25 protein-coding genes and 2 tRNA genes are annotated in these 26,659 nt (G+C 59.3%); 17 read left to right on the forward strand and 10 right to left on the reverse strand.

Annotated features, from left to right (window positions below; genetic code table 11):
- Window positions 1-85 precede the first annotated feature (85 nt).
- From BLW66_RS02815 to BLW66_RS02825, 3 genes are all read left to right on the forward strand, one after another.
- Window positions 86-1,435 carry a peptidoglycan-binding domain-containing protein gene (locus tag BLW66_RS02815; protein WP_089944714.1) on the forward strand — a complete coding sequence of 450 codons (1,350 nt, stop codon included), beginning with the start codon at window positions 86-88 and terminating at the stop codon, window positions 1,433-1,435.
- A gap of 128 nt (window positions 1,436-1,563) precedes the next feature.
- Window positions 1,564-1,650 (forward strand) — tRNA-Leu (locus BLW66_RS02820).
- Between the two features lie 131 nt (window positions 1,651-1,781).
- Entirely contained in the window at window positions 1,782-2,267 is a 486-nt protein-coding gene (locus tag BLW66_RS02825) for a DUF3859 domain-containing protein (protein WP_089944718.1), read from the forward strand.
- A 66-nt stretch (window positions 2,268-2,333) separates the two neighbouring features.
- On the opposite strand, the gene BLW66_RS02830 is transcribed toward BLW66_RS02825, so the two are convergent.
- On the reverse strand, window positions 2,334-3,323 hold the full coding sequence (locus tag BLW66_RS02830) for an autotransporter outer membrane beta-barrel domain-containing protein (protein ID WP_139254512.1): 990 nt from the start codon (window positions 3,321-3,323) through the stop codon (window positions 2,334-2,336).
- A 255-nt stretch (window positions 3,324-3,578) separates the two neighbouring features.
- On the opposite strand from BLW66_RS02830, the gene BLW66_RS02835 reads away from it, so the two are divergent.
- On the forward strand, window positions 3,579-4,187 hold the full coding sequence (locus tag BLW66_RS02835; RefSeq protein ID WP_170833375.1) for a Hint domain-containing protein: 609 nt from the start codon (window positions 3,579-3,581) through the stop codon (window positions 4,185-4,187).
- Here the strand turns inward: BLW66_RS02835 and BLW66_RS02840 are convergent.
- The 7 genes from BLW66_RS02840 to BLW66_RS02870 are packed head-to-tail and all read right to left on the reverse strand — an operon-like array spanning window position 4,153 to window position 10,494.
- Window positions 4,153-5,082 carry an AEC family transporter gene (locus BLW66_RS02840; RefSeq protein WP_089944727.1) on the reverse strand — a complete coding sequence of 310 codons (930 nt, stop codon included), beginning with the start codon at window positions 5,080-5,082 and terminating at the stop codon, window positions 4,153-4,155. The two genes, BLW66_RS02835 and BLW66_RS02840, sit on opposite strands and share 35 nt — an antisense overlap.
- Window positions 5,083-5,877: an MBL fold metallo-hydrolase gene (locus BLW66_RS02845; protein WP_089944730.1), complete on the reverse strand. Its 795-nt coding sequence runs from the start codon at window positions 5,875-5,877 to the stop codon at window positions 5,083-5,085. It lies immediately after the preceding gene.
- Window positions 5,874-6,659, reverse strand: coding sequence for a TatD family hydrolase (locus BLW66_RS02850; RefSeq protein WP_089944733.1), 786 nt, complete (start codon window positions 6,657-6,659; stop codon window positions 5,874-5,876). Before BLW66_RS02850 ends, BLW66_RS02845 begins: the two co-directional genes overlap by 4 nt.
- A gap of 11 nt (window positions 6,660-6,670) precedes the next feature.
- Window positions 6,671-7,795, reverse strand: coding sequence for a DNA polymerase III subunit delta' (locus BLW66_RS02855; RefSeq protein WP_089944735.1), 1,125 nt, complete (start codon window positions 7,793-7,795; stop codon window positions 6,671-6,673).
- Window positions 7,792-8,421: a dTMP kinase gene (gene tmk / locus BLW66_RS02860; protein WP_089944738.1), complete on the reverse strand. Its 630-nt coding sequence runs from the start codon at window positions 8,419-8,421 to the stop codon at window positions 7,792-7,794. The genes BLW66_RS02855 and tmk overlap by 4 nt, the downstream gene beginning before the upstream one ends.
- On the reverse strand, window positions 8,418-9,587 hold the full coding sequence (locus tag BLW66_RS02865) for a D-alanyl-D-alanine carboxypeptidase family protein (RefSeq protein ID WP_089944741.1): 1,170 nt from the start codon (window positions 9,585-9,587) through the stop codon (window positions 8,418-8,420). Before BLW66_RS02865 ends, tmk begins: the two co-directional genes overlap by 4 nt.
- Before the next feature lie 25 nt (window positions 9,588-9,612).
- Window positions 9,613-10,494 (reverse strand): SPOR domain-containing protein, encoded by an 882-nt coding sequence (locus BLW66_RS02870; protein ID WP_089945647.1) that lies wholly within the window; start codon window positions 10,492-10,494, stop codon window positions 9,613-9,615.
- Between the two features lie 241 nt (window positions 10,495-10,735).
- Between BLW66_RS02870 and BLW66_RS02875 the strand changes: the two genes are divergently transcribed.
- The 3 genes from BLW66_RS02875 to BLW66_RS02885 all read left to right on the forward strand — a co-directional run bounded on the left by BLW66_RS02875 (window position 10,736) and on the right by BLW66_RS02885 (window position 13,209).
- Window positions 10,736-10,825: transfer RNA gene (locus BLW66_RS02875), tRNA-Ser, on the forward strand.
- 297 nt (window positions 10,826-11,122) lie between these two features.
- Complete coding sequence (locus BLW66_RS02880; RefSeq protein WP_089944744.1) at window positions 11,123-12,232, forward strand: mannitol dehydrogenase family protein; 1,110 nt, start codon at window positions 11,123-11,125, stop codon at window positions 12,230-12,232.
- Complete coding sequence (locus BLW66_RS02885) at window positions 12,232-13,209, forward strand: aldo/keto reductase (protein WP_244508534.1); 978 nt, start codon at window positions 12,232-12,234, stop codon at window positions 13,207-13,209. The genes BLW66_RS02880 and BLW66_RS02885 overlap by 1 nt, the downstream gene beginning before the upstream one ends.
- Here BLW66_RS02885 and BLW66_RS02890 read toward each other — a convergent pair.
- Window positions 13,206-14,111: a GntR family transcriptional regulator gene (locus tag BLW66_RS02890; protein ID WP_089944750.1), complete on the reverse strand. Its 906-nt coding sequence runs from the start codon at window positions 14,109-14,111 to the stop codon at window positions 13,206-13,208. The two genes, BLW66_RS02885 and BLW66_RS02890, sit on opposite strands and share 4 nt — an antisense overlap.
- 146 nt (window positions 14,112-14,257) lie before the next feature.
- Between BLW66_RS02890 and BLW66_RS02895 the strand changes: the two genes are divergently transcribed.
- The 5 genes from BLW66_RS02895 to BLW66_RS02915 all read left to right on the forward strand — a co-directional run bounded on the left by BLW66_RS02895 (window position 14,258) and on the right by BLW66_RS02915 (window position 19,604).
- Window positions 14,258-15,271, forward strand: a complete 1,014-nt coding sequence (locus tag BLW66_RS02895; RefSeq protein ID WP_089944752.1) for an ABC transporter permease — start codon at window positions 14,258-14,260, stop codon at window positions 15,269-15,271.
- Window positions 15,272-15,302: 31 nt separating this feature from the next.
- On the forward strand, window positions 15,303-16,244 hold the full coding sequence (locus BLW66_RS02900) for a substrate-binding domain-containing protein (protein ID WP_089944755.1): 942 nt from the start codon (window positions 15,303-15,305) through the stop codon (window positions 16,242-16,244).
- Between the two features lie 62 nt (window positions 16,245-16,306).
- Window positions 16,307-17,092 carry an ATP-binding cassette domain-containing protein gene (locus BLW66_RS02905; RefSeq protein ID WP_089944758.1) on the forward strand — a complete coding sequence of 262 codons (786 nt, stop codon included), beginning with the start codon at window positions 16,307-16,309 and terminating at the stop codon, window positions 17,090-17,092.
- The gene (locus BLW66_RS02910; protein ID WP_089944762.1) at window positions 17,089-18,105 is read left to right on the forward strand and encodes a zinc-binding alcohol dehydrogenase family protein; all 1,017 of its coding nucleotides are present in this window, start codon (window positions 17,089-17,091) and stop codon (window positions 18,103-18,105) included. The genes BLW66_RS02905 and BLW66_RS02910 overlap by 4 nt, the downstream gene beginning before the upstream one ends.
- Window positions 18,106-18,107: 2 nt before the next feature.
- Window positions 18,108-19,604, forward strand: coding sequence for a UxaA family hydrolase (locus BLW66_RS02915; protein ID WP_089944765.1), 1,497 nt, complete (start codon window positions 18,108-18,110; stop codon window positions 19,602-19,604).
- Between the two features lie 64 nt (window positions 19,605-19,668).
- Here BLW66_RS02915 and BLW66_RS02920 read toward each other — a convergent pair whose 3' ends face one another.
- Window positions 19,669-20,277, reverse strand: a complete 609-nt coding sequence (locus BLW66_RS02920) for a 5-formyltetrahydrofolate cyclo-ligase (protein ID WP_089944768.1) — start codon at window positions 20,275-20,277, stop codon at window positions 19,669-19,671.
- Window positions 20,278-20,465: 188 nt separating this feature from the next.
- On the opposite strand from BLW66_RS02920, the gene BLW66_RS02925 reads away from it, so the two are divergent.
- From BLW66_RS02925 to hisD, 5 genes are all read left to right on the forward strand, one after another.
- Window positions 20,466-21,446, forward strand: a complete 981-nt coding sequence (locus tag BLW66_RS02925; protein WP_089944771.1) for a LacI family DNA-binding transcriptional regulator — start codon at window positions 20,466-20,468, stop codon at window positions 21,444-21,446.
- A gap of 131 nt (window positions 21,447-21,577) precedes the next feature.
- Window positions 21,578-22,543 carry a TAXI family TRAP transporter solute-binding subunit gene (locus tag BLW66_RS02930; protein ID WP_089944774.1) on the forward strand — a complete coding sequence of 322 codons (966 nt, stop codon included), beginning with the start codon at window positions 21,578-21,580 and terminating at the stop codon, window positions 22,541-22,543.
- A 64-nt stretch (window positions 22,544-22,607) separates the two neighbouring features.
- Window positions 22,608-24,524: a TRAP transporter permease gene (locus BLW66_RS02935; protein ID WP_244508535.1), complete on the forward strand. Its 1,917-nt coding sequence runs from the start codon at window positions 22,608-22,610 to the stop codon at window positions 24,522-24,524.
- 1 nt (window position 24,525) lies between these two features.
- On the forward strand, window positions 24,526-25,305 hold the full coding sequence (locus tag BLW66_RS02940) for an HpcH/HpaI aldolase family protein (protein ID WP_089944777.1): 780 nt from the start codon (window positions 24,526-24,528) through the stop codon (window positions 25,303-25,305).
- The gene (gene hisD / locus BLW66_RS02945; RefSeq protein ID WP_089944779.1) at window positions 25,302-26,636 is read left to right on the forward strand and encodes a histidinol dehydrogenase; all 1,335 of its coding nucleotides are present in this window, start codon (window positions 25,302-25,304) and stop codon (window positions 26,634-26,636) included. Before BLW66_RS02940 ends, hisD begins: the two co-directional genes overlap by 4 nt.
- The last annotated feature ends 23 nt before the right edge of the window (window positions 26,637-26,659 follow it).

Raw genomic sequence — 26,659 nt, forward strand, 5'->3', positions numbered from 1 at the left:
ATTGGCGGGTCTTTTTTCTAGGTCGGGTGCCAGTCCGCGTGTTACCCAAGGTCAATTGATAGTGCTTAGTATTTGGAGGATTTGCATGTTTTTTAAAAATATTACAATGGCTTGTGCAGCTGCGGCCTTGGTGTCGGTGCCCACGACTCGCGCGTCTGCGGATAGTGGAGATTTTGCCGCTGGCATCGTGGCGGGGGTCGTTGGCTCTGCGATTGTGCGCAATGCGGGCAAGCAAAAGCGCGTTGTGCGCAAGAAAACCTACGCAAAGAAGAAGCCACGGGCAAGCGTGCCGTCCCATGTTCGCCAAGAGCGCCGCGACATCCAGACATCGCTAAATTACTTCGGGTTTCCGGCGGGCACCCCCGACGGCGTGTTGGGGCGCAACTCGCGCAACGCGATTTCCAACTACCAAGCACATATGGGATACGCGGCAACTGGCCAGTTGACCGATTATGAGAAGAACTTCCTGCTGCAAAGCTACCACCGCGCCATCGCGGGGGGCGCGGCAACCTCGCAACAAATCGCGGCAAGCCCCACAGGGCCGCGCGGGTTGCTGACGCGGTACCGCACCGAGGCCGCTGGCGTTGCCACTGCGGCACCGCAGGCGCCGACGACCACAGTCGCACTGGCGCCGCAGCCACAAGTTTTGGGCGGCACGACGACCACCACAACAACCGTGACCGCAGGTGCGGGGGCAGGGGCGGCAACGCTGGGCACGCCGCAGACGGGATCGCTCCCAAGCTTTATGGGCCAGACCACGGAAGTGTCCTTGGCGTCGCATTGTAATCAGGTGTCCCTGCTGACGTCGACGAACGGCGGCTTCATGACGGCGGAAACCATGGTCGACACCAACTTGGCGTTGAACGAGCAGTTCTGCCTCGCGCGGACCTACGCCATCGCGGAAGGGGAGCAGCTTGCGTCCAAGATACAAGGCTTCACACCGGCTCAGATCGCGCAGCAATGCGAGGGTTTTGGCCCCGCGTTGCGCGAACACGTGGCCGCAATGTCACTGAAGCCGCACACGGCGGTGATGCAAGATGTGTCGGGCTTTGTGCTGGGCACTGGCATGTCGCCGGTGCAACTGGCGGGCACCGCGAAGATCTGCCTGTCAGTAGGCTACCGCACCGACAATATGGATGTGGCAATCGGCTCCGCCTTGCTTTTGGCAGTGCTTGGGGAGCAGGTGTATTCCGAATTGATGGGCCATCACTTGGCGCAGGGATTCGGTGTCTCTAAACGCACCGATCTGGCGCTGCCGTGGTACGACTTGGGCCTTAAAGCCATCGAGAACGGAGCAACGCCCGTCTTTGCGCCGGGCCAGCCGGAGCGTAACGCGTTGTTGCGCAAAGCATCTTTCTCGTTGGCCAGCAACACTTCCGCCTTGCCGCAAGTGCAGCCAGCCTCCACGTTGCCGATCTTTAAAGTGGAGCCATAAACGCCCCGATCCCCATAGTTTTAAGGCCGAAGGTGCATCGCGCCCTCGGCCTTTTTCGTGGAATGCGATTTAGCGCTTCACAAGGGCTGAGGCGCAGGCTAGAACGCCGCCCACATCCCTATGATTTTGCGGTCGTGGCGGAATTGGTAGACGCGCAGCGTTGAGGTCGCTGTTCTGTAACAAGAGTGAGGGTTCGAGTCCCTCCGACCGCACCATAGGGTTTGAATTTTTCCTTAAAATGATGCCCCTCGGAGAGCCTTTAGCAGGCCTGGCTGCGAGTTGTATTGTCAGAACTGAATACTTCCTGCACGTTATCAGAGCATTTTGAAGTTGAGTTGGGGTATTTATGCTGTTTGAGATTATTTCGTCAGCAATTTGGGGGCAGAGAAAGCAACCTGAATTGGTTGACTTCGGCTATACAACTGAACGAGCAGATCGGGAAAGTATTCGGTATGGGCACGATACGATCGATGGTGAAGTTATACTGTCTCAATCGCGCGATAAGCCGACATTTCAAAGCTCTCGCACCGCCCCTGCGCTAGTCGGGGTCATGTTTGGGTTTTGGGTTAACCTACCGCGTAAGCTTTTTGCCCAGTCGTTTCATGCAAAAGTTTATCATCCCGCTATGGGGCTGGAGGGACGGACGCATCAGCAATGGCCGTTGCGATATCAAAACTTTGCTGGGCAGATGTTCGTGGGATACCGGCTTGAGGACGAGTTCGAGTTGGTTCTCGGGGATTGGTCATTTGAACTGTGGAACCGAGATCGTCGATTGATGGAGCAAACACTTCAATTGGTCGCTCCCGCCATGCATAACCAAACGGAAAGATAAGCACTAAGTTCCCGCGCTGAATGGGGGCCCGCACGGCGAAGCCCGAAGGCTTCGCCACACCGTTTCTCAAAACTGGAAGTAGTAGCCTGCGTTTACGCCGACGGTCGTGGTCCCCTCGGACGTGCGCGCGACGTTGGCGCCCAGGTTCAGCGCGCCGGTGTCGCTGATGATCGTAACACCGCCGCTGATGCGCGGGGTGGTGAAGCTGTCGACATTGCCGAAGCCGTCATCGTTGCGCACGTAGTCGATTTCCAGCCCAGCGGTGGGCAGGTAGGTCAGGTTGCCACGGTCGATGGCATTGTAATGCACGTTGGTTCCCAGCGTTGCGACGAAGCTTTTGATCTCGGTTGCTGCGTAGGCGACAACGGGCGCTGTGCTAGAGAACGCGGGGAGTTTTTCACGTACGGAGGCGACGCTGATGAAGGGCGACAACTCCGCGTTTTGCATCGGGACACTGCCGCTTAGGGTCAGGTTGCCAAATGTCTTGTCGCCAGAAAACTGCCCGCCGTCGACGTTATAGTCCGGCTTGCCGAAGCCAATGAAGCCATCAAGGCTGAGGCTATCGCTCAACCGCGCGGAGAAATACGGGCCCACCGAGAAACCATCGGCTTTGACACGCTGACCGGATGGCAGGTCCACCGACGAACGGTTGTAGCCGCCGATAAGCCCCACGATCAGGTTGCTGCCAACCATCGCATCCACCCCGAACACCAGATTTGACGAGTTGCCGGAATAGGTGCCGTTCAGGCGTTTGGTGTCGGCGGAGATCCACGCGGAGGAAATACCGCCCCACGTCGGGGCTTCGCTGCTGTCTTGGCGCACCGCTGGTTGCGACGTGGCGCGGCGGCGCTGCGCGATTGCGTCGCGGTAAATCGCGAAGGTGTTGCCAGCCTCTACACCCAAGGCTTCGGAGCGCGGTGACTCCATTTTGGGCCCGTAGGTCGGGGGCATTATTGGCGGAATGCTCTGCGCGGCGGCCATGCTTGTGGCGACCAGTGGCGCGGTCAATGCCGCGAAAACGAGAGAGGTACGGCGTGCGCGGGATGTGCTGATCATGAAAATAACCTTGGTTTGAAGGACGGCCAAGCATACCTCAAAACCCGCGTTCCGCCTATGGGATGCAAGAAATATCCGTCGGATAGGTGCGAAATTGGCAACTCTCCGCCCGTTGCGTTGATGCCATAGTCGAAACAGAGTTTTTCCCCCAATCCGCGATTTGCCATAGGAATGCCATGTTTGCGCGGTGGGCCGTCCGGTTTCCGACAGAATGCCGCGCTAATTAACCCTAACATTTCGAAGTCGGGGACGGGCATGTCGCATCATCAAGCACAGTTTTTAAACGCGGCCACGCTGAACATGTCGAGGGTGCGGAGCAACAAACCGTGCTTTGCTTTGGGAACCCACATTCTGACGCCGATGGGGGACCGCCTCATCCAGGATCTTAAAGTCGGCGATCTGGTGGAGACGCTGGACCACGGGGCGCAGCCCATTCGTGCGATGGGCGTCAAATGCTACGAGGCCTTGGACGACCTAGCCCCGATCCGTTTCAAAGCGGGCACCCTGAACAACGAACACGACCTTTGCGTCACCGCAGGGCACCGTATCCGCTTTGCCGGGTGGCAGGCTGACTTGCTGTTCGGGGAGTGGGAGGTGCTGGTCGCCGCCCGTGACTTCGTGAACGGCGTGGACGTGACCCGTGATGTCGGGGGGATGGTCCGCTATGGCTATCTGGGCTTTGACGCGCATCACATTATCTTTGCGGAGCGGGTTCCTGTAGAAAGTGCGCAAGTCGATCCGATGATGTCCCCCAAGGTGAAGGGGGCCGAAAAACTGGCATTTCCGCCGCTGCAATGCCACGAAGCGCAGGTGCTGCTACAGTCCTACACTAAGGCAAAAGCGCCAGCCACACCCACAGCGTAAGCACCGACAATCCGGTAGACACCAGCACGGCGGAGGCGGCAACCCGTTTGCCGACGCCGTACATGTTGGCAAAGACATACGCATTCACGCCCGGCGCCATAGCGGCCGTCAACACGGCGGAGCGTATGCCGTCCACCGACACCCCCAAACCACCCGCGAAGACCCACGCGAGGGATGGTTGCACAATAAGCATCAACGCGCAGACCATGATTACGGGGCCAGTGTCGCCCTCCAGCTTGTAACGTGCCAAAACGCCACCCAACCCGAAGATTGCCGCAGGCAAGGCGGCGCGGATCATCAGGTCAAGCGCGTCGGTCAATACACCGGGCAGGGGCATGGAGGTGATGTTCACCACAAAGCCGAGCGCGATGCCGATGATCAACGCATTATGAGTGATCGCGCGCCAAACGGATTTGGCCGTGCGCCAGATGCCGCCGCCCTTGTTGCGTACGACCTCCATAGCGGTGATGCCGATGGCGTAGCAGATCGGCGCATTCACTGCGATGATGGCGTAGTTCGGGGATAGGGCGTCGGGGCCGTAGGCGCGCTCCGTGATGGGCAGGCCAAGCAGCACCGCGTTGGAGAACAGGCAGCAAAACCCGATGGCGATGGTGTCTTCCCAAGGTCGTTTGAACCCGAACCGCGCACCTAGCGTACCAAGGGTGAACCCTATGATGGCTGGCAGGTAGTAAGATGTCAGCAGGCGTGGCTCAAAGTAGGCGCCAAGTTCCAGCTCCGCGATGCCACGAAACAGCAAACAGGGGATCGCGAAGCTTTGGGTGAATTTCATCAGCGCGTCGGCGCCATCGTCGGAGAACAGCCCCCGTTTGACCGCAAGGAATCCCGCGCCGATGACCAAGAACACCGGCAAGATGACTTCCAGCAGTGCCCCCATCTAGAGGTCGTATTCGATGGTCATGCCGTCATAGGCAGGGGTGATATGCGCGGGCGTCTCGGCATCCAGCGTCGCATAGTCCAAGTCGATGTGCATGTTGGTGATGACCGCGCGTTTTGGCGCCAGCTTTTCGATCCAGCCCAGCGTGTTCTCCAGATGGGAGTGGCTGGGGTGGGGTGTGCGGCGCAGGGCGTCGATGATGAAGCAGTCCAACCCTTGGAGCGCGGCCCATGTTTCGTCGTAGAATTCGGCGACATCGGGCAGGTAGGCCAGATCACCCACGCGAAAGCCAAGCGCGTCGATGGTGCCGTGATTGGCACGAAACGGGGTTAGGGGGATTTTGCCGCCAGCGCCGTTGATCTCCACCACGTCGGTCATCGGTTTCAGCGACAGGATCGGCGGGTAGGGGGAGCCTTCGGGCTGCACGAACACATACCCGAAACGGGAAATCAGGCTGTTGGACGTGTCGCCGTCCGCGTAGACCTTCAGGCGTTCTTTCATGTTGAAAACGATCATGCGCAGGTCATCAATGCCGTGAACATGATCCGCGTGGCTGTGGGTGTAGACCACACCGTCCAAGTGCCCGACGTTTGCGTCCAGCAGCTGTGAGCGCAGATCTGGGGAGGTATCGATCAAGACGGATGTGGTGCCATCCGGCCCGATTTGCTCAATCAGCAAAGAGCACCGCCGGCGACGGTTTTTGGGGTTGGCGGGATCGCAGTCGCCCCAATGCCCGCCCAAGCGTGGCACCCCACCCGAAGAGCCGCAGCCTAATATGGTGAACCGGCGCTTCATGCGGCTTTCCAGAACAGGCGCTCGAAGTTGGCCTGTGTTTGGGCGGCGAACTTGGCGTAGTCCAGCCCGAAGACCTCTGCGCCGACTTTGGCAGTATGGGCGGAATATCCTGGCTCGTTGCGTTTGCCACGGTAGGGCGGCGGGGCAAGATAGGGACTGTCGGTTTCGACAAGGACGCGGTCCAAGGGCGCGGCCGCGAAGATGTCGCGCAGCTCTTGGGATTTGGGGAAGGCGGCGATGCCGGACATCGACAGGTAGAAGCCCAGATCAAGGGCCGCTTGGCCCAGCTCCTTGGAGGAGGAGAAGCAGTGCATCACGCAAGTGAACGCGCCCTTGGCGTGTTCGTCGGACAGGATGCGCGCCATGTCGTCGTCCGCGCCGCGCGCGTGGATGATTAACGGAAGCTTGGTTTGGCGAGCCGCCTCGATATGGATGAGCAGGCTCTCTTGCTGGATGGCGTTGCTTTCGGCGGTGTAGTGATAGTCCAGCCCCGTCTCGCCGATGCCCACAAACTTGGGGTGGTCGGCGAGGGCGACCAGTTCTTCCACCGTCACCAAAGGCTCGTCGGCAGCACTCATCGGGTGGGTGCCGGCGGCGTAATAGACCGAAGGATGCGCCTCCGCGATGGCGCGGACCTGTGGCTCCAGCCTTAGCCGCGTGCAAATGCTGACCATGCGTGTGACGCCAGCCGCGCGCGCGCGGGCGATGATGTCGGGCAGTTCGCCGTCAAAATCGGGGAAATCAAGGTGGCAGTGGCTGTCGGTAATTTGGGGGGTGCTCATTCTCGGCCTCGTTAGGCCGCGGTTTTCGCAGCCACCTCGTTCATTGCCAGAACCATATCAATGACCAGCGCCGAAGGGTCAAGGTTCACGGCGCGCCCATGTTGCGCCCGCGCGGAAATATTTGCCGAAACGCTGGCCCACGCGCGTGCCGCATTCTCGTCTGGTGACAGGCGGGCCAGCATCGCCAACTCCCCCGGCGCGGCCTCGGTAAGCGGCTGGCCAAGTCCCGCCCGCGCCAAGCGCAGCAGCAACACGTCAACCAACCGCAGCATGAGTTCGTAGCGGGCGTCTTGGCCGCGTGCGGCGGCTTTCTCACCCAGTTGAACCATCAATGTGCGGTCCAGTTTCGGGAGGCTAGCGGCCAGAGCGACAAGATCGGCGTAGACGTCCAAGCCGCCCAAATTCAGCATCCGAAGGGCTTCCCCGACAGACCCGCCGGACAGTTCGGCCAAGGCCGAACTATGCGATCCAACTTCTGCGCCCGTTGCGGCCAAGGCCGCCGACATTGGCTCCGCATCCAGCGTCACGCAGCGCAACTCGCGGCAGCGCGAGCGGATCGTCGGCAACAGGCGCGACGGCTGGTGGCTGATCAAGAACAGCAAGGCGTCGGCAGGTGGTTCCTCCAGCACTTTCAGCAAGGCGTTGGCGGCAGAGACGTTCATATCGTCCGCCGCGTCCACGATCACGATGCGGCGACCGCCCTCCGTGGCCGAGAGGGAAAAGAAGCCTTTGAGCTTGCGCACCTCGTCCACGGTGATCTGCTGCTTGAACTTCTTTTTGTCGGCATCGTAGGGGCGTTTGAGAACAAACAGTCCCGGCTCACTGCCTGCCGTCATGCGCGTAGCAATCGGGTGGTGGGCGTCTATCTCTAGTGTGGCGGGCGGTGGCGGTGCGCCGAACATGTCGTTCGGGTCCACGGGTGGATGCGCCAGCAGAAACTTGGCCAGCTTCCATGCCAAGGTGGCTTTGCCGACTCCGCGCGGGCCGGTGATCATCCAAGCGTGGTGCAGGCGGTCCCCGTTGAAGGCTTCGAGGAAGTTGTCCTCAGCCGTGGTTTGCCCCACCAGTGTGGCGGTTTCGCGTGGGTGCGGGGCGCCGTCGATCTGGTCTGATGTCGGAAGGGCTTCGTCGCTCATGTGCGGTTAGCCAGATAGGTGTCGACAACCGCGGAGACGTGCTGCCCCACGTCTTGCGCACCTTTGGTGCCGTCGATGAGTTTCGTGCGGTCGTGGAAGTCTTTGGTCAGGCCAAGGAAGCCCGCCCGCAGCTTGTGCTGGAACTCCGCGCCAAAATCCTCGAACCGGTCTTCGCCGGTGCCCCGTGCCAAGCCGCGCTCCAGCGCGGCGTCGGGGTCCATGTCGATAATCAGGGTCAGGTCCGGCTCTAGCCCGATCATCTGGGTGTGAAGCGTGTCAACGGTGCGGCGCAGGTCGCCACGGGTGACGCCTTGGTACACCCGCGTGCTGTCCGCGAAACGGTCGCAGATGACGATTTTTCCGGCGTCTAGGGCAGGGGTGATCAACCGCTCCACATGGTCGCGGCGGGCGGCGGTGAACAGCAGGATTTCTGTCTCTGCGGACCAGCGGCCCGGATCACCTTCCACCAACAGGCGGCGAATGTCTTCCGCCCCGGGGGAGCCGCCGGGCTCGCGCGTCAGGACAACCTCGTGGCCTGCGGCCTCAAGATGGCCCGCCAGAAGACGGGACTGGGTCGACTTGCCAGAGCCGTCGATCCCCTCAAACGTGATAAAGAGCCCGCTCAAAACACGGTCGCAGCTTGGCCGGTCAACTGGCGAAACAGCACTGTCGCGGCGGTGCGCACGCGCACCATGAAGCCGCCCGCCTCGATTGTCTCGGTCGCCACCAGATCGTGGGTTGCGTCGCCGATGCCCGGCACACTCACGATCAGTTCCGCGACTTTATCGCCAGCGGTGATCGGGGCTTCCAGCGGCCCTTGATACTTGATTTTCGCGGTAACGCCGTCCTTTTTCAGCACGGGCACTAGCACTTTGATGTCCTCAGGGGAGGCCATGCCGACCTTGGCGGCGGTGCCCATCCAGACCTCGGCGTCGGCCATGATCACACCTTGTTCCGCGAGTTGTTGTTCCGCGAACTGGCGGAACGCCCAGTTTGTGATGCGTTCGCTTTCGCTGGCGCGTTCTTCTGGCGTGCTCAGGCCGGACAGCACAAAGACGATGCGCCGTGTGCCTTGCTTGGCAGAGCCGACAAGCCCGTAGCCCGCTTCGCTGGTGTGGCCGGTTTTCAAACCGTCCGCGCCAATGTCCAGCTTGAGCAGCGGGTTGCGGTTGAAGCGGTTGTCCGGCGCGCGGTTGTCATAGGCGAATTCGGTTTCCGCAAAGTAGCCGTAATACTGCGGGAAGACGGTGATCAGGCGCTTCGCCAAGATCGACAAATCCCGCATCGACATGCGTTGCGCAGGGGCGGGCCAGCCGTTGGAGTTCGCGAAGGTGGAATTGGTCATGCCCAAGTCCAACGCGCGTTCCGTCATCATCTGGGCAAAGCCGCGTTCCGTCCCGTCGGGGGAGATCGCTTCGGCCAAGACAGCAGCGGAGTCGTTGCCGGACAAAACAATCACGCCGCGGATCAGGTCTTCCACTGATACGCGGTCGCGGGTGTTCAGGAACATGGTGGAGCCGCCGTAGCTTTGCGCATGCTCCGACACGGGCAGGCGTTGGTCAAGCGACAGCCGCCCGTCTTCCAGCGCCTCGAACGTCATGTTCAAGGTCATCAGCTTGGACATGGAGGCGGGAGGGAGCGCCATGTCGGCGTTCTTTTCCATCAATGTCAGGTCTGTGCCCAAGTCCAGAATGATCGCCGATTTGGCTGATGTTTCAAAGGCATGGGCGGCGACGCTCATGCAAATGCTGGAGGTGAGGGCGGCGATAAGCGTGGCAGCGCGGATGCTCATGGCGGCTCCTTAGATTCTATTTGTGTTAGTTGGTCACGAAGTAGGCGTCGTTAAAGCCCAATTCTTTGACCTTCTTCAGCAATGTGGCGCGCTCGGACGAGGAGCCGGACGGCCCCACCACGACGCGCCAGAACTTTTTACCCTGACTGGTTCCCTGCTTCACTTCGGGCAGGATACCGATACCGCGCAGCGACGTGGCGGTGTTATCGGCGTTCGCCTTGACGGAGAAAATGCCGATCTGGATGTAAGGCTTGGATAGGCTGCTCGACGATTTGCGCGCAGGCGCTGCGGCGGGTGCAGGTTTTGGCGCGGGGGCTGCGGCCACCGGCGCTGGCATTGCGTCCGCTTTGTCGAGCGCGGCTTTCGCCTTGTCGATCGGATCGAGGGTTTGCGCCTCAATGGCGTCGGGCGCGGGCAGGGTGTCTGCACCACTTGGGCCGGAGACGGCAGGCTGCGCCACTGGAACGGCCTCGGTCCGCAAGGCAACAACGCTCATCTTGGTGGGTTGTCCGGCGATCAGGCCCAATGTCTGTGCGGCGTCGGACGACAGCTGCAATTTAGGGCCCGGATTATCGCGCTCACGGCGGAAAAGTGCCCCGATCACGGTTTTATTGTTGGCCAAGTTGCGGATCACCACACGCTCCGGCGCTTTCACACCGGGGTACGCGACCCAGACACCGCCTAAAGACGGGCGACCGTCCCACAGACCATCTTCATTAGCTTGGAACACGTCGGGCGCTTCGACTTCTCGTTCGATGGTTTGAACGTCACCTGTTGCGTCCGCACCGTCCGCCGAGACCTCGGTTGTTTCCTTTTTCTTCAGAAAATCAAACCCTTGACCGTCCTCACATGCCGCCAAAGCGGTCGTGGCACTTAGTAGAAATGCAAGTCGCCATGCGCGTGTCATAGTCGGTTGATGACCCATAATTTTGCCCTCTGCCCCCGCACCCTTTAGGGCGCATATTCCGTCGCTTTGCGCGACTTTACCCGCGGCCACCCAGTGTTGAGCGACCGTCTTTCGCGCACACTAGTAAATAAACTTGTTATTGCAAAGCAATCCGTTGCTTGGTCGGCGAAAATTGGCGTGAGCGCAGGGGATAATCGAGGGGGTTCCAGAATCGATTTGTGGGGGGTAAGTCGTGTCTGTCGGAGGAGTGGCAGAGTGGTCGAATGCACCGGTCTTGAAAACCGACGAGGGTGAAAGTCCTCCCAGGGTTCGAATCCCTGTTCCTCCGCCACCATACATTTTGGTCGCTTTGATTGGGTCGCCTTAGGCGGCCCTTTTGCTTTGTTTTGGGGTCGGGCGCCTAGTCATTCGTTCATAATAGCATTTCGATTGCGCCCTCGGCCCGTGCCTTGGTGATGTCGGGGGTCTCGCGCGATCTTGGGTGTTAAGCCGCAGTTATCACCGTGCCTTCGCCTGATCCGCGTGAGGGGCGTCGTCATATGGGCTTGACGTGTATTTTGTTTTGTATAATTAAAAACATATATAGGTGAGCGCCTAAAATCTTCCGGCTATTTTGAAAGGGCACGCTGTGACCGCACTTCCGATCCTACAATTCGGCACTAGCCGTTTTCTGCAAGCCCATGCCGATTTGTTTATCTCGCAAGCCATGGCTGGCGGCCAAGCCGTTGGGCCGATCACGGTTGTGCAAAGTTCAGGCGATACGGCACGTGCCGCGCGGCTGGCTGGGCTGGTCGGTGGCTATCCTGTGCGCGTCGAGGGGATACTGGACGGCGCGCAGGTGCGCGAGACGATCACGGTCAGCAGCGTCGCACGCAGCTTGTCGACAGCATCGGAATGGGACGAGGTGGTACGTGCTTTCGTGCAAGACACGGCGATTGTCCTCTCCAACACGGGTGACAGCGGGTTCGCCCCGCAGCCCAGCGATACGGGCGCGGTGTTCGATCAATCAATGTCATACCCAGCCAAGCTGACCCTGCTGTTGCGGGCGCGGTTCGCGGCGGGCGGTGCCCCCATTCAGATCATGCCGATGGAACTGATCGTTGGTAACGGCGCTGTGCTGAAGGCCCGCGTCATGGAATTGGCGCGGGGCGAAGATGCGTTTCAACGCTACCTTGAGCAGGATGTCACTTGGGTGAATTCGCTGGTCGACCGGATCGTGTCGCAACCGCTTGAACCCGCGGGCGCGGTGGCTGAGCCCTACGCGCTGTGGGCGATTGAGGATCAGCCGAAGTTGATCGTGCCGTGCGAACATCCCTCGGTTCAGGTCGTCGCATCGCTCGAGCAGATAGAAGCGCTTAAGTTGTTCGTGCTGAACCTCGGGCACACGTTCCTCGTTGAGCATTGGCAGGCGGCGCAAGGCGGGCCGGATGTGCTGGTGCGTCAGCTGGTACAAGACGAGGCGGCACTGACGGCTTTGAAAACAGTCCTGAGCGACGAGGTTCGCCCAGCCTTTGTTGCTGCAGGCCTCGGCGCGGAGTTCGACGCCTATGTTGCGACGACCTTGGATCGCTTTGCCAATCCATATTTGGATCACCGCATCGCGGATATTGCGCAAAACCACGCCCAGAAAGTGACCCGCCGGATCGCAGCTATGCTGGATTGGGCCGTTGCGCAGGGCGACACATCCCCAAAACCTGTGCTGACGGATATCGTCGCGCGTAATAAGGAAACGACCTGATGGCCATAGACGCCAAACGCGTTGGACAAACCGATCTCCATGTCACGCATCTGTCTCTCGGTGGTGCCAACCTAGGCAATATGGCGCGTGAGGTTAGCGACGAAGATGTTGTGGCGGTGATGGACTACGCATGGGCGGCGGGTATTCGCTACTTCGACACAGCGCCGCATTACGGGCGCGGCCTGTCGGAGCAACGCATGGGGGCGTATCTGAAAACCAAGCCCCGTGATACTTACGTCTTGTCCACGAAAGTGGGGCGCGTCTTGTCACCCGGTCCACAGCTGGCTGAGGTGGACGGGTTCATCAACCCACTGCCAAATGCGGTGCGCTACGACTACTCCGCCGACGGAATACGGGAGAGCTTCGAGAGCAGCTGCGAACGTCTTGGCACATCCCACGTGGACATTGTTTTTTGCCATGACATCGGCATTTACACCCACGGGGCGGCGGACAACGCGCGCCACATGGAGGACTTTCTAGGCTCAGGCATTCAAGCGCTGCGCGATCTAAAACAGGCGGGGCGGATTCAGGCCTTCGGGCTTGGCGTCAATGAAAGCCAAGTCTGTATTGACGTGATGAAAGAGACGCCGCTGGATGTGATCCTTTTAGCGGGTCGTTTGACGCTGCTAGATCGTGAAGCCGAAGAGGAACTGCTTGGGCTTTGTGCGGAGCAGGGGACGTCCCTTGTGCTGGGGGGGATTCTGAATTCCGGCATTCTGGCCACCGGCCCAGTGCCTGGGGCCACGTTTGACTACGGGCCCGCGCCGCAAGAGATTATGGACCGCGTCGGGCAGTTGAAGGCGAGAGCAGAGGCGCTCGGTCTGACATTAGCGCAAGCGGCGTTGCAATTTGCCATGCACCACCCCGCTGCCTGCTCGGTTCTGTTGGGCACGGGGAAAGTCAGTTCTTTGCAGCGAAATTTGGATGCGTTGGAGACCCCATTGTCCGATGAGGCGCTATCGTTCGTGACAACTTAGCGCATGTGGGCGTTCGCCTTGAGGGAGTCCAGCAATGTCTGCTTCGAGGTCATCAGGTGTGTACGGGCGGCGCGTTCTGCGCGGTCCGTATCACGACTCCGCAGCGCATCAATATAGGCAAGGTGCTCGTGGATCGCGGCCTCGTTTCGTGTGCGTTCATCGGATTTGTTCCATTGGAAGTGGTAGTGAAACACCAGTGAAATGATGTTCTGAAAGTCTTTGACGAACCGGTTTTTGACGACACTATTTATTGTCTCGTGAAACTTTTCGTCCAGCACGGAAAAGTCGTGGTAGTCGTCGTCGATCCGCGCCAATAGATCGTGATGGCTCGCCTCCAGCGCCTCAAGCTTTGCCCAGATCGGGTGATCCTCGGGCAGGGTCGCAAGGTGGCGTGCGGAGTTGAGTTCAAGCATTGCGCGAAAATCGGAGAGCTCGACCGCGAAATCAGCCGTAAACCCGTTCAGCTCCCAGCCGCCGCGTGGGCGCCGTGTCACGATGCTGAAGCGGCTTAGCGCGTTCAGGAACTCTTGCAACGTGTGGGTCGCAACGGAAAATTCTTTGGAGAGTTGCGCGACATTTAAAACCGTACCAGGCGGCACATCCATACGCAAAATCCAGTCGAGGAACCGGCTTTCCAGCTCTTCGATGCTCAACAGTCTAGTGGGCCCCTCAAGGCGGTCATCAGGGGTCGGTTGGCGCAATACGACTTTGTTGCGACCGGTTCCTGAGATGATTTGGTTTTCATGCAGGCGCGTCAGCACGCTGCGAACAATGGTCCTGCTGACATCCAACTGCGACGCCAATGCGTTTTCCGATGGCACCGGTTCCCCGATTGTCGCTTTGGTGCAAAGGGTTAGGGCCTTATTGTAGGCTTCAATGAAGCGCGTATTCGTGCGGGCCATGTATACAGTTTCTCCTGTAAGGCTCAAAGCCTGAGTGTCAGTTTTTAATAGTGTATGGATAAATTAAAAACAATTGACGCAGTGATATTTCTCAGAATAGTTTATTATTATTAAAGACACTTTGGCGTTTTGATCTGGGAGGATCTATGTCGGATACAGAACTAAAAGCTAAGCTCCGCTTTTTACCCACGGGGTCGGCCCTCCACAAATTATCTGCGCTTATCACGTTGCTGCTGTTGATCTTGGCCTTCTCGATCATGAGCTCGGCATTCTTTTCAGTGAACAACGGCCTTACTGTGCTGTTGCAAACATCGGTCATCGGACTGCTGGCGATTGGGATGACCATGGTCATTATCACCGGTGGTATCGATTTAAGTGTCGGGTCGGTGCTGGCCCTTTCGGGGGTGGTCACCGGATTGCTCATGAAGGCGGGGCTGCCTGTGATGCCTGCCATGGCACTGGGCGTTGTGACAGGCGGGGTTTGCGGCTTTCTGAACGGTCTGGTCATCACCAAGATGCGGATCACGCCCTTTGTGGCGACGTTGGGCATGATGATGATCGCCCGTGGTGTCGCGCTACAGCTCACGGGGGCGGCCCCGATTAGCCGACTTGGCGAAACCTTTGGTTGGCTTGGCAATGGCGCGTTGTTTCGTGTGGTTGAAATGCAGGCGAATGGCTTTCCGAAGGTCATTTTTCCCGGCATCCCTTATCCTGCAATTCTGCTTCTGATCATGGCACTTTTCGGCGCGTATCTTTTGCAGCGCCGCCAGATCGGGCGCCACATCTTTTCCGTAGGCTCCAACGAGGAGGCGGCCCGTCTGTCTGGCGTCAACGTGGATCGCACTAAAATCTGGGCCTACACGGCATCCGGTGCCCTAGCCGGTCTGTCCGGCATGGTTCTGATGTCGCGCCTTGTGACCGTGCAGCCAAATGAAGGCGTCATGTATGAGCTTGATGCAATCGCGGCTTCGGTGATCGGCGGCGCGTCCTTGATGGGCGGTGTCGGCAGCGTCTCTGGCAGCATGATCGGCGCGTTCATCATCGGTGTGTTGCGCAACGGTCTGAACATGGCAGGGACATCCGCCTTTATCCAACAAGTCATCATCGGCGTTGTCGTGATCGGCGCAGTTTATCTCGACCAGATCCGCAACCGAAAATAACGAAACGACCATCTTCAAAAGGGAGGAAACCATGAAGAAACTTATCACCACGGCTCTAACAGCGGGCGTTCTGGCAACCGCGGCGTCTGTCGCCTCTGCCGGCGAAATCGCGGTAATCGTGAAAACCACGAACTCCAGCTTCTGGCAGAACGTCAACAAAGGTGCGACAGCGGCGATCGAGGGCCATGCCGAACACACGATGACCTTTAACGGCCCAGCATCAGAATCCGCCATCAACGATCAGGTGGCCTTGGTAGAAAACGCGATCAACCGTGGCGTCGCTGGCATCGTTCTGGCCCCGTCAGACCCAGAGTCCCTCGCGCCCGTCGTGAAGCGCGCTTACGAGTCCGGCATTCCTGTCGCGATCATCGACAGCGCGTTGGCTGAAGGGAACGACCAGTACTACCAGACGTTCCTGTCGACCGACAACTGTGCGGCAGGCCAGCAAGCTGCTGCTATGATGATCGAGGACGCGGGCTCCACCGGCAAAGTGGCCGTGATGTCCTACGTCGCGGGTGTTGGCTCTGAAGTTGGCCGCGTCGGGTGCTTTGTCGAATACCTCAGCGAGAACTCCGACATCGAAGTCGTCGGTCCGTTCTACTCTCAGTCGCAAATGGCAACAGCCTTGAACCAGACCACCGACATTCTGGCGGCAAACGGCGACCTGATTGGTATTTTCGGCGCGAACGAGCCAACCGCAATCGGCATGGGCCGCGCGATTGAGCAAGCTGGCAAAGCCGGTCAGCTGACCGCGATCGGTTTTGACGGCAACGTTGATCTGCAAGACATGGTCAAAAGCGGCGTGTTGTTGGCCACGGCTGTTCAAGGCTCATTCCAGATGGGTGAGCTTGGCGTGAACGCAATTGCAGACATCCTTGCGGGTAATTCTGTGACGGATTTCATCGACACCGGTGTGGTCATGGTGACCAAAGAGAACATCGATACGCCTGTCGCGCAAAACGTCTTGTACTAAGCAAGATTTGGGCCAGCGTATGCGCGCTGGCCCTCCAACAGTTTCCAAACGAAGGCCCCTAGATGTTTGATACCGCCCCCACACATGCGCCTCTGGTTCAGATGTGCGACATCCACAAAAATTTTGGCGGTGTTGTCGCCGTAGATGACGTCTCAGTTGACCTGTACCCCGGTGAAGTTGTCGGCGTCTTGGGCCACAATGGCGCGGGCAAATCCTGTCTGATGCGGATGCTGTCTGGCGCGATGTCGCTGAGCAGTGGTGAGATTTTGGTCAATGGCGAGAAGGCCGATCTGAAGACACCTCAAGATGCCAAGACGTTTGGGATTGAGACCATTTACCAAACGCTTGCGCTCGCCGACCATCTGGACGCCGCTGCCAACCTGTTCTTGGGGCGCGAACTGAAGACGAGGTTCGGCAACCTTGATGAAACCCGCATGCATGCTGAGGCGAAAGCAGCGCTCGTTCAGCTGAATCCGAATTTCAAAAACCTCAAAGACCCCGTGTCGCGTCTGTCTGGCGGGCAGCGCCAAGTGATTGCGATCGCCCGTGCAATCTATTTTCAGGCCAAGGTCTTGATCATGGACGAGCCCACCGCCGCGCTTGGCCCGTCAGAGACCGCAATGGTCGCAGATCTGACGTTGCGGCTGAAGAAAGACGGTATTGGTATCTTCCTGATCAGCCACGACATGCATGATGTTTTCGACCTCTGCGACCGCGTGATGGTCATGAACAAGGGGCGCAATGTAGGTACTTTCAAGATCGAAGACGTCAACAAGGATGACATCCTTAGTTTGATCATCAAAGGCACCTTGCCGGATGACTGGACGCCACGGGGGGAAACCTCATGAGTGCGCCCATGATGCAGAGCGGTGTGGTTGTTGAACCGGGGCACTTCGCGCTTGAGCCGCGTCCCATTCCTCAAGACATCCCCGACGGCTGGGTTTTGATCGACATTTGCGCCGTGGGGCTTTGTGGCACGGACTATCACATCCTAGAGGGCAAACACCCGTTCTTGAACTACCCGCGTGTCATTGGGCACGAGTTGAGCGGGCGTGTGGCGAAGCAGGGAAACGGTTGGTCGGTCGGCGATTTGGTGGTTGTGAACCCGTATCTGTCGTGCGGCACATGTCGCGCCTGTGACCGCGGTAAGCCTAACTGCTGCTCCAATATTGAAGTGCTGGGTGTGCACCGCGATGGTGGTCTCACGGCGCAGCTGATTGTGCCCGCTGGCAATCTGTACCCTGCCGACGGTTTGACGCCGCTTCAGGCTGCAATGGTCGAGTTCCTAGCGATTGGAGCCCACGCGGTGCAACGCTCCGAAGTCGGGCAGGGCGATACCGTTCTTGTCACCGGCGTGGGGCCTATCGGGATTGGGACCGCGCTATTCGCGCGCCTGAAAGGTGCCGAAGTCGCTTTGCTTGATCTCAGCCCTGCGCGTTTGAACATGGCGGCGGACAGGTTCGGGTTTGACCAAGGGTTTGTTAGTATTGATGACGCTATCGGATCGACAAAAGGCGACGGCTTTGATGTGGTCTATGACGCAACCGGTCACGGCGGCGCAATCGAGGCGGGCTTTGCCGCAGTGGCCCATGGGGGCACCTATACGTTGGTGAGCGTCGTCAAAGATACGCTCAGCTTCAGCGACCCCGAATTTCACAAACGCGAGATGCGCCTGATCGGAAGTCGCAACGCGCTCAAAGCGGATTTTGATTGGGTCATGTCGGCGTTTCGAGATGGTCTCATTGATGCTGATGCGCTGTGTTCCAGCGTGATTTCCATGGATACGCTGGTGAAGACCTTTGGCGACTTGGCAAAGGATCGCGCTGATCTGATCAAAGTGATTATCCAACTCGGGGAATAAATATGTCTGCTAAGACACTTACTCTGCATCCTGCTGACAACGTTGCCATCGCGTTAACGAAACTATCTGCCGGTGACGGGATAGCACGCGGTGACGTCCCTAGATCGCACAAGGTTGCCTTGGCCGATATTCCTCAGGGTGCCCCTGTGTTGCGCTATGGGCAGGTGATCGGCCAAGCGACCCGCGATATCGCAAGGGGCAACCACGTTCATGATCACAACATGGACATGAGCGCCCATGATGTTGATTATGCCTTCGCCACCGCGGTTGACGCTTTGCCGCCTGTAACCGACCCCCGTACTTTTGACGGCTATCACCGCGAGCACGGCAAGGTCGGGACGCGCAATTACATCGGGGTTCTGACAACGGTAAATTGCTCCGGTTCTGTGGCGCGATTTATCGCTGAGGAGGCCGAGAAAACGGGGCTGCTAGACGCTTTTCCCAACGTCGATGGCATCGTGCCGATCGTTCACTCCAGCGGATGTGGCATGTCCAATCGCGGGGACGGATATGATATCTTGCTGCGTACACTGGGGGGATATGCGGCGCATCCGAACTTTGGCGGTATCTTAATGGTCGGTCTGGGCTGTGAGGTGTTGCAGCTTGCCGATTTGGTAAAGGGGCGCAAAATCACGTCCGATGGCGCCTTGCGGTACATGACAATTCAGCAAACCGGCGGCACCAAACGGACAATTGATCAAGGTCTGGAACATGTGGCTTCGCTTGCGGAGTTTGCCAATCAAGCCACCCGCAAGCCAGCCCCGATTTCGGAGCTGACCTTGGGCATGCAGTGCGGCGGGTCTGACGGCTATTCGGGCTTCACGGCCAATCCCGCACTCGGTGTGGCGTCAGACATGCTGGTGCAGCACGGGGCAACGTCGATCCTGTCTGAAACCTCAGAAATATACGGTGCCGAACACCTCCTGACACGTCGCGCGCGCACGCCCGAAATAGGGCAGGCGCTGGTCGACAAGCTGTCGTGGTGGGAGAACTATTGCGCGCTGCATGGCTCTAAAATGGACAACAACCCAAGCCCGGGAAACAAGCGCGGCGGGTTAACGACCATCTTGGAGAAATCGTTGGGCGCGGTCTCCAAAAGCGGGCAAGCACCGCTGTCGGGCGTCTTCGAATACGGCGCGCCGCTGACATCAAAGGGCTTGGTGTTCATGGACAGTCCCGGATACGATCCTTGCTCCGTCACGGGGCAGGTCGCGTCGGGGGCCACGTTGATTGCGTTCACAACGGGGCGGGGGTCTGTGTCGGGCTACAAGCCGTCACCTTGCATGAAGCTGTCCTCTAACTCTGATCTGTTCGACAGGATGGGCGACGATGTCGACGTCAATTGCGGCGATATCGTCGATGGTGTGTCGTTGGCAGAGAAGGGGGCGGAGATATTTGAAACCCTCATCGCGATGGCCAGCGGTCAGCCGAGCAAAAGTGAAGCCCAAGGGTTTGGCGGCGTAGAGTTCGTGCCGTGGCAGATAGGGGCAGTGCTTTAGTGCAGGTGGGGCGCCGGTTGTCGGACCATGTTCCTGCGAAGAACTCCGCGACCTGAAGCCTTCCTCAGACGGCGTGAGCGCCAGTTTCTGTGACGATGACATCCATCGCAATATCATGTTCTTGCGGGTAGATCGTGGGCAGGCGGGCCGCGTCATACCCCACGCCGATCTTGAGCGGGGGCGAGGGCAGCGCCGCCAGCGTTCGGTCAAAGTAGCCGCCACCATATCCCAACCGGTAGCCAGCAGGATCCCAGCCAACAAGCGGGGCAAGCGTAATGTCTGGCGTCACACGCGCGGCGTCTTTGGTCAGGACCGGAATGTTCCAGTCTCCACGGGTCATTTCGGCGTCCGGTGTCCACAGGCGGAAAACCAGCGGGGCGGCTTTGGTCTCGACCGATGGCAGCGCAATTCGGACCCCAAATTTATGCAACTTCCCCATCAGGGTGCGCAGGTCAGGCTCGCCCTTTATGGGCCAGTACATTGAGAAAATCTGCCCTTTTGCGCCGTGGTAATGGCGATGCAAGATGTCCTCCAGCCGTGCCGCGATCTGGGCTGACAGGTCGGCGTGTGTGCTGGCGCTCAATGTCTTTCTGGCGTCCCTTAACTCGGTACGTTTCGCTTTGCGCCAGACCGCGACGTCGCGGGCTTGCGTTTGATCTACCTCTGGCGCCATGCAGGCCGGGGACGCGTAGGTGGGCGTTTTAGGTGGGGTATTTTCGGCCAAATCAAACCTCGCGTGGTACGATGCGGGTGGAGTGTAGCACGGGTGCGCGTCACGATCACGAGGTGGCTTGGTGAAAGGATTTTATTGTCATGTTGCGTGCAATGACCTAAATCTTATCTGAAAATTTCAGGAACGTCATGAAAATTACAGCCAAAGATGTCGCCGAAAGATGTGAAACCTCGACCGCAGCGGTGTCGCGCGCGTTCAGAGCACAGGCCACGATCAACCCCGCTTTGCGTGCCAAGATACTCGCCGCTGCGCGGGATTTAGGCTATGCGCCGCCAGCGAAACGTCCCCAGCGGACGCAGGGGAGACGCACAATTTCAATCGTCGTTGGGGGGATCATAAACCCGTTCTACCCCAACGCGTTGGAGCTGTTCGCAAAGGAATTGAGCGCGCGCAATCACAACATGCTGGTGCATATCGTCCCGCAAGGAGAAACCGTCGACAGCACCATGTCGCAGGTTTTGCGCAGCGGTTCTGATGCGGCAATCATAGCATCGGCAAATCTGTCGTCCGAACTGGCGAACCAGTGCCGTAATCGCGGTATGCCGGTCGTTTTGTTTAACCGTGTCCAAGCGGACGCGGCCACCAATGCGGTCTGCGCTGACAACTACAACGGGGGGCTTCTGGCGGCGCGTCGCTTGCTGTCGCGTGATTGTGCGGCAATTGGTTTTCTTGGCGGAACGCGCGATACCTCCACGCATCTGGAGCGTCGTCGCGGCTTTCTGGACGAGTTGGAGCGCCAAGGCGCTGGCGTGATGTTTGAGGGGGCGGGGGAATACGATTACAACGTCGCATTCTCGGCCGTGAGTTCACTTCTGGAAGGGCGGAACCTGCCGGATGGCTTATTTTGTGCGAACGATATCATGGCGATAGCTGCGATTGATGCAGCACGTCGCGTGGGGATGTCCGTCGGTAAAGATATCGCGATCCTTGGCTTTGACGATGTGCCAATGGCCGCATGGACGGCGTACCAGCTGACAACGTTTCGCCAGCGCGTCGGGCAGATGGTGTCTGACACCATCGGCTTGATCGAAGAGGTGTGGCAAGAGCCGGAAACCGAGGGCGCGTTGCGCATGGTGCGCTGCGGCCTCGTGGAGCGGGCAAGCGGATAAAACGTGTGTGAAATATTTCATGCAAAAATAATTCATCTTGCAGTTTGTTGCGCTGTTGATACCTCCTGTCGCCGTGGACGGTTTCGCGAGACTCATGCGGTCCTCCATATCAATGCAAGGAGGAGTGCATCATGAAATTTACAAACCTACTGAAGCCCGCGACGTTGCTCATGGCGACTGCAGTTATGCCATTTGCGGCTGCGGCCCAAGAGCGTCTCGCCTTTGGCGCGACCAACGCCCAGAGCGCCCACTACGCGTATTTCGCGGCAATCACCAAAATCGTGAACCAAGCCTACCCCGACTATCAGGCGTCCGTTGTTGAAACCGGCGCAACCGTCGACAACCTGAAGCGCATGGCCCGTGGTCAGCTGGATATCGGCCTGATCACCACCAGCGCCTTGTACCACGCAAACAGCGGCATCAAGACGTTTGAAGGCAACCAGATCGATTCCAAATTGCTGTGGGCATACTCGCTCGCCCCGCAAAACGTGGTCGTGCGTCAGGATTCCGGCATCACGTCGCTCGAAGATCTGGCTGGCGTTCGCTTCGGTCCGGGGCAACGTGGTAGCTCCACCGAGGCAACATCGCTTGACGTAATGGCGACCCTCGGGGTGGAGCCGGACTGGGTGCGTGGCTCAAACGGGGAACTCGCCGCGGCGATTAAAGACAACCGCTCCGTCGGTTTTATCAAATCTGCGGTTGGTACCAAATTCGACGCGCTTACCACCGACATCGCGACCTTCACACCCGTGCAAGTCCTGGGTCTGACAGACGATCAAGTCAGCACCATCAAAGCTGAATTGCCAGAGCTATCCGTCGTCGAAATGCCCGGCGGTGAGATGGAGAACTCCGGACCCTACACAGCGTGGGGCTTCATGATCGGCGTCTCCGCACGCCCTGACCTGTCTGACGATGTGGCCTACGATATCGTGAAGGCCGTGATGGAAGATGACGTAGAGCAAGCAACAGCTTTCCCCACCGTGAAGGGCCAAAATCTGGCGGAGCTGACGCTGCAATACGCAACCTCCAAGCTGCATCCGGGTGCGATCCGTTACTTTGAGGAAATCGGCCTCACAGTTCCAGACGCTCTAAAATAAGCCAATTGCCCGATGCCGCGCTTGGCGCGGTGTCGGGCACTACCGTTCGGGGAGGACCGTAAACGTGTCACATATTTCGGAAGATGTTGTCGCGCCATCGTCGCGGCTAGACTGGATTGCCGCGGCGCTTGCGGTCGGTATCGGATTGTTCGTGTTCTACACGTCGTTCTTCGGCTCCTTCGAGACACTGATCCAACGCGCGGTATTTGTGGCCATGATTGTCCCCCTCAGCGTGCTGCTGTTCCCGCTTGGCAAAGGCCGCGTATGGCGGCCCCTTGGCGCGGTGATCGATATCGCGATATCGGGCTTTGTGATCGTCGCCGCAGGCTACATCGTGATGAACTTCGAGCGCATCATGAACGATCTCCCTTTCGCCGAGCAGATCGACATCATCTTGGGCTTCGGCACGCTGTTGATCATTCTGGAAATGGCCCGCCGCAGCGCCTCTCTCGTGTTTCCGCTGATCGTTGGCGGCGTCGTCGTCTACGCCTTCCTTGGTGACAAAATCCCCGGATCGTTCGGCCACCGTGGCTTCGACGCAGGCTACTTGGCGGAGGTGATCTTCCTGTCGGATCGTGGGTTGTGGGGCATGCTTGTGTCCATTGCGTCGACGACCTTGGCGGCCTTTATCTTGTTCGGCGCGTTGCTGCTGCACACGGGTGCGGGGCAAACCTTCTTTGACCTAAGCGCGCGGGCAGGGGGCAAAAGCCCCGGCGGCGCGGCCAAGATCGCGACCATCGCGTCGGGGCTGTTCGGCTCGATCTCCGGCTCCTCGGTGGCCAACATCGCGACCACCGGCAACTTCACTATCCCGCTGATGAAAAGCCTCCGCTACCCAGCCCCTTTCGCGGGGGCGGTTGAGGCCGTTGCCTCGACTGGTGGTCAATTGGCCCCGCCCATCATGGGGACAGCAGCCTTTGTGATGGCCGAACTTGTGGGGGTGAACTACTGGACCATCGCAGCCGTCGCCATACTGCCCGCGTTCTTGTTCTACCTTGGCGTGTTCACCACCGTCCACCTTATCGCCAAGCGAACTGGCCTTGGCGCGGTTGACCAAAGCGAGTTGCCAGACTGGCGTGAGGCGCTGAACTGGCGCCGTATGAGCCCGATCATCGCGGGCGTTGCGGGGCTGGCGTTTGGTATCTTTAACGGCAACTCCATCCAGCTGACCGCGTGCTACGGCATGGTCGGGATCATCGGGGCCTACACTGTCGCCACGCTCGTTTCCGGTGGGACAATCCGCGAAGTGGTTCTGACCCTGCTGCGTGCGCTCGAAGACGGCGGCAGAGGCGTGGTGATCGTGGGTATCTTGCTGGTCGCGGCGCAGGTCTTTGTGGCCATCGTCAACCTTACCGGTGTCGGCGTCGCTGTCACATCCTCCATCTTGGCGCTGGCCGAGGGCAACCTGATCGCTATCGCGCTGATCATGGCGGTGGTCTGTCTGATCGCGGGGATGGGGCTGCCCACATCTGCGGCCTATGTCTTGGTCGCGGCGGTATTCGCGCCCGTGCTGATCCAGCAAGGGTTGGAGCCGATCACTGTCCACCTCTTCGTTCTTTATTACGCGGTGCTTTCCGTGATCACGCCACCGGTTTGCGTGGCGGTGTTTGTCGCCGCGACGGTAGCAAAAACAAGCTGGACGGGCGTTGCCAGCCAGTCGCTGCGCCTTGGGGTGACGGCTTACGCGATCCCCATGCTGATGCTGATCTATCCGGGCCTGTTGCTGCAAGGCGGCGGCGCGTCCATCGCCATGGCCGTGCTGGCGGGCGTTGGTTTCACCCTGAGCGTCGCAGCCTTCTTCGCGGGTCAGCCGATCTTCGGGCGGTTCACATCGTTACTCTGGGCCGTGCCCGCAGTGCTGCTGCTCTTCCCACATTGGCCCGCGACCATCACCGGCGCCTGCCTTGTTGCCGTGTTCTGGGTCTTGTCCAAACGCAGCGCCGACGCAGCGTTCATCGCTACACCACAACAGGAGGCATAGAATGACTGTAAATTCCGACTTCAAAGCCAAGCTCGTCGCCAAAGAGCCGTTGCTGGGGACATTTATCAAAACCCCGCATCCGATCATTATCGAGATCATGGCCCATGCAGGGTTCGACTTTCTAGTGATCGACGCGGAGCACGCGCCGTTCGACCGGACCACCATCGACATGATGTTGATCGCCGCGCGTGCGGAGGGCTGTCCGATTATTGTGCGGGTGCCAACCTCCAGCCCTGACTGGGTGCTGAACATCTTGGATGCAGGCGCCGCGGGCATCATGGTGCCCCACGTTGAGACGGCCGCGCAGGCGCAAGCCTTGGCGCAGTCCGTGACCTACGGGCCGGGGGGGCGCGGTTTTGCGGGCACCTCCCGCGCTGCTGAATATGCACGGCGACCTCTGGCGGAACATCTCGCCCGTGCCCGCGATGAGGTCTCACTCATCTGTCAAATCGAAGATCCCGACGGTGTGATCAATCACGCGGAAATCGCGGCAGTTGACGGCGTGGATGCGCTGTTCATCGGGCGGGCTGATTTGGCCGTGTCGCATGGCTACAGCGATTTCTTCGCCCCTGAAGTCGCCGATATGACCACCGAAATTCTTGGCAACACTGACACCGCAACCGGTCTGTACTGCCCCCCGACGGAGGAGCTTGGGCCGCTACAGGCGGTGGGTGGCTCGCTCTTTGTTGTCGGCTCGGAGCACAGCCTGATGACCTCAGGCGGGCTTAGCCTTTCCCAAAAATTTAACGCAGTTCGCAGCGCGAAGGAGACATTGAAATGACCATTACTTACCTCAAGCGGGGCAAACCCGAAGCGGACCGCGCGGACGACGATGCCCAGACCCGTGCCGTGGTAGAGGCCACTTTGAAGGATATCGAAGCACGTGGTGACGACGCTGTGCGCGAGTTGTCCGAAAAATTTGACGGCTATTCGCCCGTGTCCTTTCGCCTGTCCGAGAGCGAGATCGAGGCCTTGATGGCCCAAGTTACCCCGCAAGAAATGCACGACATCAAATTCGCACAAGAACAAGTGCGCAAGTTCGCGCAGGCGCAACGGGACTCCATGCTGGATATCGAGGTCGAAACCCTTCCGGGCGTGATCCTTGGCCACAAGAACATCCCCGTGCAATCTGTCGGCTGCTACGTGCCGGGTGGCAAGTTCCCGATGGTGGCATCCGCGCATATGTCGGTCGCGACGGCCTCCGTCGCGGGTGTGCCGCGCATTATCGCCTGCACGCCGCCGTTCAACGGTGCGCCAAACCCTGCGGTGATTGCGGCGATGCATCTGGGCGGCGCCCATGAAATCTATGTCATGGGCGGCATTCAGGCGATTGGCGCAATGGCGATCGGAACGCAGACCATTGATCCCGTTCACCTGCTGGTTGGTCCGGGCAACGCCTTTGTCGCAGAAGCCAAGCGCCAGTTGTTTGGTCGCGTGGGCATCGACCTTTTCGCGGGGCCGACAGAGACCATGGTGATTGCAGACGACACTGCGGCCGACGCCGAACTATGCGCAACAGATTTGCTGGGGCAGGCGGAGCATGGCTACAACAGCCCTTGCGTGTTGCTCACCAACTCGTTGACGCTGGCCGAAGACACATTGGCCGAGGTCGACCGCTTGCTGGGCATCTTGCCCACGGAACCAACAGCGCGCGTATCTTGGGACACCTACGGCGAGGTGATCGTGTGCGACACCTACGACGAGATGCTTGCCGTGGCCGACGATTACGCGTCCGAGCACGTGCAAGTGATGACCGACCGCGACGACTGGTTCTTGGAAAACATGACCTGCTACGGGGCCTTGTTCCTTGGCCCGCGCACCAACGTTGCGAACGGCGACAAGGTGATCGGAACGAACCACACACTGCCGACCAAGAAGGCGGGGCGCTACACGGGCGGGCTATGGGTCGGCAAATACCTGAAGACCCATTCCTACCAGAAGGTCATGACGGACGAGGCTGCGGCGATGATCGGCGAATACGGCTCGCGCTTGTGCATGCTCGAAGGCTTCGTGGGCCACGCGGAGCAATGCAACGTGCGCGTGCGCCGCTACGGCGGCACGAATGTCCCCTACGGCGAAGGCGCGCCTGTCCACCGCATCGCTGCCGAATAAACCGTCCAAGGCGCGACGTCTTT

Origin of the sequence: Litoreibacter albidus (assembly GCF_900107015.1) — a bacterium.
GTDB lineage: Bacteria > Pseudomonadota > Alphaproteobacteria > Rhodobacterales > Rhodobacteraceae > Litoreibacter > Litoreibacter albidus.